Below are 12509 nucleotides of genomic sequence, written 5' to 3'. Positions count from 1 at the left end.
GCTTCGGCGCCGATTCCTTCTCGGTCTTCTGCTTCCCGCCCTGGTGCGGGATCGCCCGCTTTTTCCGCGACCGCTTGGACGGCGTCTCGCGGGCGAGCGGCGAGGCCGCGGCGCGGGCCGCGGCACTCTCCTCCTGCACCTTCCGAGCGCGGCGAGACCCGGCCCGGCTGTCCGCCGTTGCTGACGCGGCAGCGTCAGTCGACGGGGAGCCGACCGCGCCCGTGGGCGTGGCCGAGTCGGGGGCGTCGACGTCGCCGGCCTCTTCGCTCTGGTCGACGTCGACGGCGCCGGTGGGCAGCTCGTCCCCGTCGACGTCGGCGGGGACGTCGACGGGCTCGGTGTCGCGGTGGCGGGAGAAGAGCTTGGTGGTGATGCTCACTGGGGGCCTCCAATAAGGGTCGGAACGGCGACAAAGACGGGTGAGGGCTGAGGGTTAAGCCGGGACGGCACCGGACGTGTGTCCAGTGCCGTCCTGGTGGTGGCGGGGTGTGTCACAGGATTTCCCGCATTTCGTTGGGGATGCGCAGGTGCCGAGGCAGGACCAGCCCCAGCGGGAGGGCGGCGGCGAAGGCGGAGTCCTGCGAGCCGAACGCCGGCCGCATCCGCAGTCGGGCGGCTGAGGTGAGGGAGTCGATCGCGGCGCGCGCTTCGGGCTCTTGGCCACGCTGCAGCGTGGTCGCGGTGACGATCAGGCCGAAGTTCATCAGTCCGGCGCCGGAGGCTTCCTCCGCGGCCGTGGCCTGCGCCGAGCGGGTCGAGAGCGTCGAGCGCGCCGTGGGCTTGGTGGACGCGGAGGAGTTGAACTGGGCGGCGTTGAGGTCCGCCTCCACGAGCGCTGCGGCGCGGGCGGGGTCGATGGGTCGGTAGAGCAGGGTGACGCGCTTGCGGGCGATGTCGCGGTGCGGTGCGAGCAGGCGGGCGAGGATGTTCGACTGGACGACGCCGCGCGGCGGGGCGGTCATGGTCCACGACGTCGACACCGCTCCGTCGTGACGGTAGGAGTCCCAGTGCGCTTCGGCGCCCGCGGGGCCGACGTCGGTCCAAGACAGGTCGGCCGTCTCGCCCTCTGCGCGCGCCTGATCGATCAGGAGCGCCGCGTCGGGGTCGTACGCGGTGCGGATGACTTCGCACAGCTCTTGCGCGCTCAGGGGCCGCGCTGCGCCCGCACCCGTCGCCGCGAGAGAAGACGTCAAGCCGGGGATGCGGGCGGAGAGGTCGGAGGCTACTTCCTTCGCGTTGCGGCGCTTCCCGTTGATCCGCGCGGTCGCCGTGAACGTGAGCGCGATGTAGGCGTGGATCGTGGCCGATCCGACCGGGTAGGTCTCTACGACCTCTTGGAGCATCGCTCGCGCGAACAGCGGCGCGTCCGGGTCCATCGACCCCTCGACCTCGCCGCGCAGGCGCGTGCCCGTGTCGGGGGCCGTCTCGACCGTGACCGAGGCGGCCTCGATGCCGGGCTCGTCTCCGAGGTTCGCGAGCCAGATGCCGTACTCCGCGACCTGGTTGTTGATCTGCTCCTGATCCACCAGCGCGGCGCCGTCCGGCTCCGTCGCGAGAACCACGGTGAAGTGCTTCGTCATCGGAGTGCTGATCAGAGCGAACCGGCGGCCGTGGGAGTCCTCGTGCTCGGTGAGCTGCGAAGGTGCGGCCAAGCCTGGGAGCTGGAACGTCCCCCACTTCGCGCGGCCGATCGGACCGGAGCGGTAGACGTTCGCTCCCTTGCTCTTGGTACGCCACCAGTTCACGCGGACCACCATCCTTCCGAGGGCGCTCTGCCCGTGCTTGTCCTTGACCGAGACGGTCAGGAGAATCCCGCCGAAGATCGCGGCGACGATCAGTGCCGGCCCGAGGCCGGAGAACATGGACGCGATGATCGAGGCGACGATGCCCACGAACATCACGAGGGTGGCGAGCTGTCCCAGCCCGCCGAGGCCGGCGGTCTGCGGCTTTCGCCAGTTGCCGTAGGTGCGAGCCTTGATCGGCTCGGTTGCTGTGCTCGACATGGGTTAGCTCCCGCTCTCGTTGCTGCCGGTCGCCTCTTCGGTGCCGGCCTTCACGGCCTGCGCGGCGTGCTTCGCGCCCTCCGCGGCCTTCGTCGCGACGGCGATACCGGCGCCGATCGGTCCGGCCGCGGCCGCGGCGCCGCTCGCGGCTGCCCCTGCACCGGCGCCGCTCGACGCGGCGGCTCCTGCACCGCTGGTCGCCGCGCTTCCGGCACCGGCACCGGCACCAGCGCCGCTTCCTGCCGTCGACGCCGACCCAGACGGGTCTGCGGCCGGCGATGACGCGGGAGAGCCCGGCGTCGACGTGCTGCCGGACGGTCCGTCCGTGGACGAGCTGTTGCCGCCTCCACCGCCGCCATTCCCGCCTCCACCGCCGCCATTCCCGCCACCGCCGCCACCGTTGCTGCTGGCGCGGATCGCGCCCGTCGCGACGTCACCTGCGGCTGAGAGCGCCGCGGCGCCCAGCAGCAGGCCCGCCGCGCCGCCACCGCCGACCGAGGAGACGGCCGGGACGAGGAAGCGCATCAACGCGGGCAGGGCCACGAGCGCGATGAGCATCAGCGCGAGGCCTGTGACGATCTGGAAGAGCCCGGTGCCGTCCGATTTGAACAGGTCGGTGCCGGTCATCCGGAACGCGATCGCGTAGACGATCGCGGCGGCGGGCTTGTAGAGGATGAAGGCGAGAGTCCAGGCCATCGCCTTCTTGAACCACTGCCGCCCGATTTCCGTGTTCGTCGCGGCGGCGGCAATCGGGAAGATCCCGGCGAGGACGACGAGCATCGCGCCGCGGAACACCATCAGGGCGATCTGCACGTAGGTCATGAACACCGCCAGCATGCCCAGCAGGAACAGGCCGATCAGGCCGATGGAGTTCTGCGACGCCATCGTCATCCCGATCATCGCTCCGACCGTCGTGCCGAAGCAGTTCGACTCCCCGTTGGTCACGCTGCAGTCGGTCGAGTTATCGAGGATCCAGACGGAGAACGCATCTCCCGCGGACGTCGCGAGGCGGATCACGACGAGGCCGGCACCGGCCACGGCGATCAGCGTCAGGACCGATCCCGCGAGCTCGCGCAACGGCATCGCGCGCTGCGTCCAGACCATGCGGCCGGCGGCGACGAGGATCGAGAGGATCGCGATACCGCCGGTGTACCACTGCAACTGACCTTGCACCCAGCCGACGACGCTCGAGGACTCGTTGAGGTGCATCGCCAGAGGCAGGAACCCGGTCACGAGCGCTGATGCCGAGGACAGCAGCAGCACGGCCATGATGATCACACCGATACGGCCCATGTGAGCCTCGCCGTCGCCGTGCCGGCGCCGGGAGGCCATCATCACTCCGGCAATGATGAGGGACATGACGGCCAGGCCCGCGGACACCCACGTCACGTAGCCGAGAATCGTCTCGAACGCCTCCGGCTGCGGCGGAGTCCCGCCACCGTTCACTCCGCCGCCCTGGTCCACGACCGTGACCGGCGAAGGTACGCGCACCCAGAGGGTGCCGAGGGAGGCGAGGGCCTTCCCGTAGCCCTCCATGATGTTGTTGACGAACTGCTGCAACGCATCGTTCGCGGCGACCGACACGATGTCGCCGATGCCCTCGTTGAGCTTGCAGGGGAAGTCGAGGAGGCCGCATTCCGATTCGGGCGGAGCGGTGGTGGTGGCGAGGATGCTCATGCAACACCTGCCCATGGCACGTAGCCGCCGAGGCTCTGGAGCCGCACCGGGTTGTAGGCCGACTGGCCCTCATCGGTGAGCTGCATCTTCCAGTCGCCGTCCGACCAGGCAACGTCCGTCGCGATACTCGCGAGGGTCCCGTCGTTGAGCCGGAAGGCAATGTCGATCGTCGCGCTGTCTCCGTTGTAGGACAGCGTCTTAAAGCCCGCGATCTGAGCGCTCAGGCCCGTGTTCGATTGCGCCACGTCCCTCGCCAGTGCTGCATCCCGTCCGGGGCCGGGAACGGTCAGCTTCTCGATGACGGGATCGGACAAGCGTGCGTTGGAGCCCATCGCCCACAGGTTCGCGACTGCGAAGAGTGCTCCGTCGACGGTGTGGGCGTAGCAGCGTCGCACGCCGTCGTCATCAGTAGCTCCCGGTCCGGCCGTGTCCGAGTTCGGAGCGGCCATCGTGCCGACGATGGTCCATTCCGTCGTCGGTGCTGCGGTGAGAGTCCCGGTCTCGTCGTATCCGGAGAGTCCGCACACGCTCGCGGCGTCCGCCGAAATGGTCGAGCTGGGGGTGGAGGCGCCGGGGGTGGCGGCGGTGTTGCCGCCTCCCCCGGCGTCCAGGGACGTCACGCCGAGCACGATGCCGGCGACGGCGAGTGCTCCGACGATGGCGGCTCCGACGATGAAGCCCTTCGTGGTGAATGGGTTACGCGGTTCGGAGTCGTTCATGATGTCCCTTGCCTTTCTGTTGGTGGTGTCGGTTTCCCGGGGACGCTACGCGCCCATCAGGAACCCGACGATCGTGAACGCGGCGGAGATGACGATCACACCCACGAGGAGCCGGCCGAGCCAGCCGCCGATCTCTCCGCCCTCGCCGCGGCGGGCGGAGACGGTCATGGTGACGCCGAGGATGATCAGGCCGACGACGGCGACGCCGAGGCCGACCCACTTGGCCCAGCCCATGACGGTGGTGAAGGCCTCGAACCCGGGGGGCATGCCGCCGGGACCCGGGTCCGGGACGACCGCGCCGAGCGCGCCCGCGGTGGTGAGGATGTCGGTCGTTGCTGCGAGCAGTGCAGACATGGTGTGCTCCGTTTTCTGTGTTGGGTGGTGCGGGGGTGATCGGCGCCGCGGGTGCGACGTCGACGGGGTCCGGTTATCCGGTGGTGAGGGGGCCGTCGGCGTAGGCGACGTCGAAGTGCAGGTGGTTCGGGGTGTCACCGAACTGGGTGATGTGCTGGTACGTGGTCGAGCGGCACTGGATCTGGCCGGCACGAGAGCCCTGGGGTACCTGCGGGTCCAGGACCGTCAGCAGTTGCAGTGCGTTCGCGTCGCAGCCGGTGGTGGCGGTGTTGTTGAAGGAGAAGAAGTCGACGGCGTTGCCGCCGCCGTTCATCCAGTGCGACGAGCCCGTGCCCGCTCCGAGCAGGGAGCCGGTGCACTGGCGGTTGAGGTCCGAGACGCCGACGTGCTCGAACGTGTTGAGCGCGATCGTGATGATCTGGAGAATGCGGACGTCGATGCCGCAGTTCTCCTTGGCGGTCCCGGCGGCCATGTCGCGGATCTGCTGCGCGTAGCGGTCCTCGAGCAGCCGCAGCCGGCCCTCCTCCATCGCCGTCACGAGGCCGGCCGCGAGTGCCTGCGCGTCGCCGGACACGGGGACGCATCCGCCGACCGGCGCGGCCGTCGACGTCGCGGTGCTCGTCGGCGTCGACGGGACGCTCACCGGCGCAGTGGTGGCCGTGGGTGCGGTCGCGCTGCTGCCGAGGCCGTTGAGGTACGTCATGATCGCCACGGCGTCGGCGCGGTACTTCGTGTAGTGGTTCGGGTCGGCGTTGCGCTGCACCTTGTTGATCGCAATGGAGGGCTCCATCGACTGCCAGCCCTCGACCGCGACGAGGCGGTCGTAGAAGAAGCCCGCCGAGGTCGTCGGGTCCATGCGCTGCTCGACGGTGCCCCAGCTCGACTGCTGCTGGAACAAGCCGATCGAGTCAGCAACCGACCCGTCCGGGTTGATCGCACCGTCCCCGTAGTTGATGTTCACCAGCGAGGATTCCCCGATCGCCGTCTGCACGCCGAGCGTCTGCCCATCGGCGCCGAGGCCCTTCGCGGCGCCCGCGTTGACGATCAGTGCTGCGTTCACGAGCTGGTCGTGCCCGTAGGCGCCGACCTTCGCGTCCGCGGGGATCGCGGACACGTTCACCGGTCCCCCGGCTGGCAGGCATGCGGCTACAGCCGCGCCGCCGAAGAGCAACACGTACAACAGAATCGCGATGGCCACCACCGGCACCATGACGAACGCCAGTACCCCCAGTCCCCCCTTCGCCACTGGATTACTCCGATGCCAGAGGAGTGATCTGGTCGACGGCCCAGGGGCCTGCCTCGTCGGTGCGGTGGACGTAAACCGAGTACTCCCCTGCATCCGTGGGCACGAGGATGCGCATCGTGAACGCGCCGTCGCCGTCACGGACGGTCGCAGCGCCCGTGAGGCTCGTGCAGGGCACGTTGGCCGGGTCGACCGTTTCATAGGCGACCGCCGCTTGCTGGCTGAGGAACGGGTACAGCTCAGCGATCCACATGTCGTAGTCCACGGAGGGGCGGCAGAATGCCGCGACAGCGGCCGTGGCGATCGCAAGAGTGTCAGCCTCGACGTTCAGAGCCGGCGCCGGCTCGGCGTCGACTGGTGCCGCTTCGGTCGCTGATGGGACCGGCGCCGGCGAACCCTCGGTGGCGTCAGGACTGGCCAGGACGGTCGGCATCTGAGCTTGCGAGGTCTCCGCCGCCGGAGGGTCAGCGGGTGTTGAGCATGCAGAGAGGAGTCCTGCGATCGAGACGGACACCCCAAGCAGCAGTGCGCGTGCGCGCTGCTCACCTACGGTCCGCTGGTGAACTCCACCCAAGTTGTGCCCCCTGCGAGATGAGCAGGAGCGACAGCCACCCCCACACCTCGAAGATATCACTCTATGGGGTCATAATTGCACGAGTTGACATCCTGAACTCATTCAGTGCAGTCTTGCTTCCACATCGATACCCGAAGATGTCTCGGCGGGGACCCCATACGCCATGATGTTGTGATGACCTCCGAGCCCGGCGCCCCCGATGTGCCTGCCTTGCCACCGGAGGTTCTGTTGACTCAAGCCGTTCTGGCGAAGAAAAACGGCGAAGTCATCCGCGCATTGTGGGGCGAAACCGGCATGTACTTCGGAGATCTGAAACGTTCCGTCGATATGACCGACGCATCACTTTCGCGCTGTCTCTCAACGCTCGAAAGTGCCGGTATCGTCCGCGTGAGTACTCATCTTCCACCCGGCGGACGTCGCGGGGTGTCGGTCATGTACTCGATAGACACCGAGCGATTTGATGAAGTCCTTAACGGCTTCACGTCGTGGATCAAGAGCAATCACACGCCGTAGCTGGCTTATTCCGCTTCAAGCTCCGCAAGGATGCGTTCCATTGCCGCCTCTGCTTCGGGTGAAATCTCCCCGATAGAGCGCATTTCTCTTCGAACTCGATTTCTCCGAAGGTCGAGGATGGCCGGCATGGCCTCATGGAGACGCGGCGGCACATCTTCTTCGGCCCGATAGAAGAAGGTGGAAGGAATGTCAAACAGATCGCCCAGCGCCTCAAACACGCCAATGTCCTTTGCGAGGACGTGAGAGCCGGACAGCATGTAGTGCCATTTGGTGCGAGAGAGGTCGACCCCTGCGGCCTTGACGTGTTCCTCCACCACGGCCCAGGACGGTTGACGCCCGTGCATGGTTTCGTAGCGGTCGGTTGCGAGTCGCAGACGCTGCGCCAGCTCCTCCTTCGAGACGGTGATCCCGCCCGGGCTCGTGGGGGTGCCCGCTCCTGACTCGGAATCAGTCATGAGGTACTCCCTGTCGTTCGTGCACGTAGGCGCGGGCTTCTTCTAACACTCTGTACTGGTCGCCAGAGAGATTCGCATGCAGCAGTAGGGCGTCCTCGCACTCGGAGAGGTAGCCGTACAGCTCGCTGTAGTCATCATCCGGACCACCGTTTCGGCGTCGCGCCGCCGGAACTTGTGTCGTAAGGTCCGTCCAGATTGGCCTCAGTTTGACCAAATGGTATCGCTCGCGCTGGTGCTGCTGACGAGCCCGCCACCGGTCAGTAATCGGCGCGTAGCTGAAGCCGGCCGCGAGGAAGGCACCGCCCGCCAGTGACAGGGTCAGATCCGTCCCTTTGGAGATGTGGTCCGAATCCACCCAGCCTCTAGCAACGAGCAGAGTTACCAGCAGCACTCCGAGACAACCGAGGGCGATCAGGTAGATAGGCAGCCGACGATGGAAACCGGAATGAACACGGAGATTCCTATGGCAGGCAACGAGTCCCATGCTTGCTGTCATGATGAGAGAAAGCCAGAGCACCGATTTGAAGGCGAGCGCCGACGTTTCGTGGTCATAGTGGATGAGTTCGACATCAGTAACGGGCCAGTTGCTGGCTGCGAAAATTTCCACTTGTAGACACGCGCCTGCTAGACCAAGCGAGTAGACAGTGAACCGCCGACGCATCCGATTGTTCGTAGAGCTGACAGAACGCATGATTATGTCATCAAAGATGATGGTTGCTACCAGTCCAGCCATATGCATTAGTAGAACGGCTCGGTTGTAACCACCTAAAGCATGATCGACTCCTGTGTAAAGGAGCGTATTCTTTAGAGCGAGGAGTATCGCAAAGCCCACGCACCCGATCGTCAACAAAGGATATTTGAAGGCATTCCGTGTCGCTATTAGGGCGATGACTGGAAGAGCGCTTGCTGCAACGATGACCCACTCGAGAATGGTCACCATAGCGTTCCGCCAAAACCGATATTGCGTTGCATTGACTGGTCCAGCGCGTCGGCCGCCTGTATCTTCGCGAGGGCGTCTGCGATGGCCTCCGCTAGGTCCTCCCGATCGACCCCAATCGTTACCTCCTGTTGATCGAGAAAGAACCACATCAGCACGTGTCCGTATTCATGTTGCAGATTGTGCTTGCGGTGTAGACGCGTCGTGTCGTGGGGAATATACATGACGTTCTTATTGCTACTTGTCCGCTGCCAGTAGCTCACCACTCCCCCATGCAGGAGAGCAGGAGGTGTGTCACGAAACACGATGTCTCTTCCGCAGAGGTCCTCCATGTAGGCGAGCAGGCTCTCCGCGGTCAGGGGTCGCGGAAGCTTTGCAGCGAGCATCACCCTCGACACGAGGGCGCGTACCTGTTTTGACCACACGGACACATTATGGTTCATTGAACACGTACAACACCGGTCGTTAGCGGCCAGACGGGGGGTGGTTCCATGCACGCATCGCACGCCGCACGGCTCCGTGCGCTCGCGGCTGCGCCGCGCGAGGCATGGGCCGACACCTACCGTCAGCTCGTGATGTTCGATCTGCCTCGCGACGCGCAGATCGGTCTCATGCTCAGCTACTACCGGTCCTTCGCTGTCCCGTCGATCGCCCGGACGCTCCACCGTTCAGGCGCTATCAAGTCGGATCCCAGAAAACGCTCAGTAGACACTGCGCTCATTCTCTACGAGCTCATCGACGGAGAACTTCAGTCAGATCGCGCGCTCGAGATGATCGACCTACTTGTCTCGGCTCATCGCCATGTGAAAGCGCCTAGCGAAGATTTCCTCTACGTTCTCTTCAGTCTTGCAATAGTACCGATTCGGTGGATAGAGAAGCATGGGTGGCGTGAGCTGACGTCGGCGGAGCAGGTTTCAACAATCGACTTTTACGCGAACCTTGGCCGCGTAATGGGTCTCAGAAATGTTCCAGGGGACGTCGACGCCGCGACCTCCTTCTATTGCTCCTATGAGGAGGATCGGATTGCCTGGTCGCGTGAGGGGCAAGAGCTGACCGACTGGACAGTCGGAGTCATCCGCTCCACTATGCCGAAGCCTGTCCGCCCCTTTGCGCGGCTGATCCTCAGCACATGGATTGGCGATGAGCGCGTGAGTCAGGCGCTGGGACTTCCTCGAACCAACGCCGTTGTCTCGGCGCTTTCCGCTGCTGCAATGAGCGTGCGGAATCGCCTCACGGCGCGCGCCCCCCGTCCCGCAAGCCCGCGATTCATGCAAGGCGTAACGGGGTCGGCCCAGTACCCGCACGGATATTCGTTGACAGATTTGGGGGCGCATCGATGATGAGCACGAAGGCCTTTGGCCCCGGGAACGGCACTGATGCGCTTGGAGCTATCCAGACGCTTGTCGAGCCGGACATGACCCGTGTGCTGAGCTTCCTCGCGGACACGGCGGCATCGCCGGCGCTGCTGGCGCGCGCTACTCGCCTGCGGCCGTCCGCGGTGCGCCTCAAAGTCGAAGCGCTCGACCGGTTGGGGCTCCTGATCCATCTGGGCGAAGACCTCCGCGTCGACCCCAACTCGATCGCGTCGTTCGTGGTCGCCGCGCGACGCTCGCTCGACCTGTGACGGCGACACACCGGGCAGCGCGTCTCGCGATCGCTAGCGACAGCGGTATGTTTCCAGGCATGGCTACTCCCAGGCGACCTCGCGGCTCGCTCAATGACGCCGTAGCGACCGGCTGGAAGGTTGAGCGCGCGGCGAAGGATCGTTTCGATCAGCTCGCGCGTCACGCCAACGTGTCGTCGGCTGTGTTCTTCGAACGGCTGGTGGAGAGCATCGAGGTCGATTCTCGGGGGCTGCCGGTGTGGTGGACCTCTGAGACCGAGCCGAACGAGGAGTTGCCGATCACCACGACTTAACGCATTAGGCCCGCCGCTCACGCGACGGGCCTAGAAGCTCTCGCTTCACACCCTCGCTTACCAGGGCTAACAGGTGTGAAGCAGTTCCAGAAGTACCGGTTTCTCAGGCCGGGCCTTCGTCATCCCCACCCGAGGGAGGAGAAGTGACCTCATCGTAAGCCACATTGCTGTGTCTGCGCACGCCCAAAACGCCGAAGTTGACTCCTTCTCGGCGCCCTGGGCACTGACGCGCAGGCTGAGCCCCCGTGCCGCGGTGCGCACGATGCGTCCGGACGCCTACGGGCGCCTGGACGAGAACGCCTATCCGGCCGCGTTCCCCGTCTCCGCCGTCGCGCCGGCCGCGCCGTGGGCGATCTATCTGACCGACGACGCCGGAGCGTTCCGGCTGCTGTGCTTCGACTTCGACGGCAAGGACTCCCACGGCGTCGACGCCGACCTCATGGAGCAGGCCGCAGACGACTGCGACGCCCTCTCTGCCGTCCTCGACGCGCACCAGGTCGCTCACGTCGTGTGCCAGTCCTCCGGCACCGGAGGCCGGCACCTGTGGGTCGCTCTCGCGGAAGGCGCTCCGGCCGAGCTGGTGGCCCGATTGGCGATCGCCGCTCGAGCAAACTTCCGCACCCTGGACCACGGGATGCTCCGCAACCCGCGCACCGGCGCCGCCCGCCCGCCGCTGTCCCCGCACCGCGACGGCAGCTTCTCGAGCGTCCTCCGCGGCCGCGCAGAGGAGCTGCTGGACAAGACCGTCACCGCGGCCGCGATCGAGGCCGTCACGGACGCCCTCGAAGCGTCCCGGCCGCCGCGGCGCGTCGACGCCACTCCCCCAGTACCCACCGCCACCGCACACCACACGCACCGAGCGCTCAGCGCTGCCGGCGCCGCCCACATGGCCACGCCTGGAGGCGGCGCGAATCCGTCGTGGACCGCGTTCATGTGCCTGCTCTCCGCCGCGCACGCCGGCTGGTCCTTGACCGACGTCGAGCACGCCGCTCGCACCGCTCCCGGGATGGAGCACTACCGCACCAAGAACACCGGCCGCGGCCACCGCCGGCCCCGCGCCCGCGACGAGGCCGCCGAGCGCCTGGCGCGGCAGTGGGAGAAGGCCCGCCAGTACGCGGCGCTGCACGCCGTTCTCCCGCCCGAGCGCGAGCCGAGCGACCTGGCGGAGCTGGACAGCCTCGTCGGCGCCGTCAGCGCCCTCCTCGACCGGTTCCGGGTGAGCCCGGGCCGGTGGGGCAGGACCGAGCGGGCGACGTCGGAGAAGACGATCCTCACCGCCCTGGCCTACCTCACCCTGCACACCGGCAAGCGCACCGTCGCCGCATCTATCCGTGACCTCGCCCTCCTGGCCGGCCTGGGCCGCACCACGGCCGCCAGCGCCCTGCGGACGCTGCGCGAGGACGGCTACGTGCAGCTCGCCGTCCGCGCAGACGGATCCAACGCCAGCGAATGGCGACTCTCCGAACACTTTTCCACAGGCTCCCTGCAAGGTCCGGTCACAACCACTAATAACCCCCGCCCCCCCGGGCCGCTCTTCACCGAACGAACCATGCTCCTCACCACGCTCGAGGCCGACCTCACGGACACTCGGCACGACCTCTTCACCCGCGGCGGTCTCGGACACCTGGCAGGGAAGGCGTACGCGCTGCTGCGCCGAGAAGGAACCCTCGCCGTCGACGCCGCCGCCACGCTGCTGGGAGTGACTACCCGCACCGCCGCCACAGCCCTCTCCCGCCTCCGCACCCACCGCCTGATCATCAAGCACACCAACGGCTGGACCCAGGCCAAGCGTGACCTCCGAACCGCCGCCGCTCGCGCGATCGGCGTCGACGGAGCCTTGAAGGATCGAGCGCACCGCTACGACGTCGAGCGCGAAGTCTGGGCCTGGTGGCTAGCCGAGCTCGCCCACCGCTCCTCCTCCCCCAGGCAACGACCGCGACGCCGACACGTGTCGAGCCGTCCCCTTTTCGAGGACAGCACCGCTGGTGAGCGCGTCTGGCCGCTCTACCCCCGCGACGCCGCCGGCCGCGGCGATCACCGCGAGGCGCTGCACTGGGGACGCACCGGCATGCTCGCCCCCGGCTCGCTCTGGTGGTCCTCGACCGCCGCATGACGTC

General features: G+C 66.8%; 14 protein-coding genes. 5 read left to right on the top strand and 9 right to left on the bottom strand.

The annotated features are described in order from the left end of the window. Positions 1-491 precede the first annotated feature (491 nt). The 6 genes from C5C35_RS14640 to C5C35_RS14615 all read right to left on the bottom strand — a co-directional run bounded on the left by C5C35_RS14640 (position 492) and on the right by C5C35_RS14615 (position 6429). Positions 492-2003: an SCO6880 family protein gene (locus tag C5C35_RS14640; RefSeq protein ID WP_181065711.1), complete on the bottom strand. Its 1512-nt coding sequence runs from the start codon at positions 2001-2003 to the stop codon at positions 492-494. Positions 2004-2006: 3 nt separating this feature from the next. Beyond that, a complete protein-coding gene (locus tag C5C35_RS14635) occupies positions 2007-3680 on the bottom strand; it encodes a hypothetical protein (protein ID WP_104263448.1) in 1674 nt (557 codons plus the stop codon). Then, on the bottom strand, positions 3677-4399 hold the full coding sequence (locus C5C35_RS14630; protein WP_104263447.1) for a hypothetical protein: 723 nt from the start codon (positions 4397-4399) through the stop codon (positions 3677-3679). The genes C5C35_RS14635 and C5C35_RS14630 overlap by 4 nt, the downstream gene beginning before the upstream one ends. Positions 4400-4444: 45 nt before the next feature. Further along, complete coding sequence (locus C5C35_RS14625; RefSeq protein WP_104224227.1) at positions 4445-4753, bottom strand: hypothetical protein; 309 nt, start codon at positions 4751-4753, stop codon at positions 4445-4447. Positions 4754-4826: 73 nt separating this feature from the next. Further along, on the bottom strand, positions 4827-5867 hold the full coding sequence (locus tag C5C35_RS17060; RefSeq protein ID WP_181065710.1) for a hypothetical protein: 1041 nt from the start codon (positions 5865-5867) through the stop codon (positions 4827-4829). A gap of 136 nt (positions 5868-6003) precedes the next feature. Next, on the bottom strand, positions 6004-6429 hold the full coding sequence (locus tag C5C35_RS14615) for a hypothetical protein (RefSeq protein WP_104263446.1): 426 nt from the start codon (positions 6427-6429) through the stop codon (positions 6004-6006). Between the two features lie 315 nt (positions 6430-6744). Here C5C35_RS14615 and C5C35_RS16780 point away from each other — a divergent pair, with 315 nt between their 5' ends. Further along, positions 6745-7083 carry a helix-turn-helix transcriptional regulator gene (locus C5C35_RS16780; protein ID WP_146076968.1) on the top strand — a complete coding sequence of 113 codons (339 nt, stop codon included), beginning with the start codon at positions 6745-6747 and terminating at the stop codon, positions 7081-7083. Between the two features lie 5 nt (positions 7084-7088). Here C5C35_RS16780 and C5C35_RS14610 read toward each other — a convergent pair whose 3' ends face one another. The 3 genes from C5C35_RS14610 to C5C35_RS16770 are packed head-to-tail and all read right to left on the bottom strand — an operon-like array spanning position 7089 to position 8900. Then, on the bottom strand, positions 7089-7538 hold the full coding sequence (locus C5C35_RS14610; RefSeq protein WP_104263445.1) for a hypothetical protein: 450 nt from the start codon (positions 7536-7538) through the stop codon (positions 7089-7091). Then, positions 7531-8478 (bottom strand): hypothetical protein, encoded by a 948-nt coding sequence (locus C5C35_RS16775; RefSeq protein WP_146076969.1) that lies wholly within the window; start codon positions 8476-8478, stop codon positions 7531-7533. The genes C5C35_RS14610 and C5C35_RS16775 overlap by 8 nt, the downstream gene beginning before the upstream one ends. Continuing rightward, positions 8472-8900: a hypothetical protein gene (locus C5C35_RS16770; protein ID WP_146076970.1), complete on the bottom strand. Its 429-nt coding sequence runs from the start codon at positions 8898-8900 to the stop codon at positions 8472-8474. The genes C5C35_RS16775 and C5C35_RS16770 overlap by 7 nt, the downstream gene beginning before the upstream one ends. Before the next feature lie 147 nt (positions 8901-9047). Here C5C35_RS16770 and C5C35_RS16765 point away from each other — a divergent pair, with 147 nt between their 5' ends. The 4 genes from C5C35_RS16765 (at position 9048) to C5C35_RS14600 (ending at position 12505) form a co-directional block, all read left to right on the top strand. Continuing rightward, positions 9048-9815 carry an oxygenase MpaB family protein gene (locus C5C35_RS16765; RefSeq protein WP_146076971.1) on the top strand — a complete coding sequence of 256 codons (768 nt, stop codon included), beginning with the start codon at positions 9048-9050 and terminating at the stop codon, positions 9813-9815. Next, positions 9812-10099 carry a hypothetical protein gene (locus C5C35_RS14605; RefSeq protein ID WP_104263444.1) on the top strand — a complete coding sequence of 96 codons (288 nt, stop codon included), beginning with the start codon at positions 9812-9814 and terminating at the stop codon, positions 10097-10099. The genes C5C35_RS16765 and C5C35_RS14605 overlap by 4 nt, the downstream gene beginning before the upstream one ends. Before the next feature lie 59 nt (positions 10100-10158). After that, positions 10159-10392, top strand: a complete 234-nt coding sequence (locus C5C35_RS16760) for a hypothetical protein (RefSeq protein WP_146076972.1) — start codon at positions 10159-10161, stop codon at positions 10390-10392. Positions 10393-10654: 262 nt separating this feature from the next. Next, the gene (locus tag C5C35_RS14600) at positions 10655-12505 is read left to right on the top strand and encodes a hypothetical protein (RefSeq protein ID WP_374953064.1); all 1851 of its coding nucleotides are present in this window, start codon (positions 10655-10657) and stop codon (positions 12503-12505) included. Positions 12506-12509 lie beyond the last annotated feature (4 nt).

Source organism: Rathayibacter sp. AY1F8 (assembly GCF_002932165.1).
Classification (GTDB): domain Bacteria; phylum Actinomycetota; class Actinomycetes; order Actinomycetales; family Microbacteriaceae; genus Rathayibacter.
This window is presented reverse-complemented; position numbering and strand designations above follow the sequence as displayed.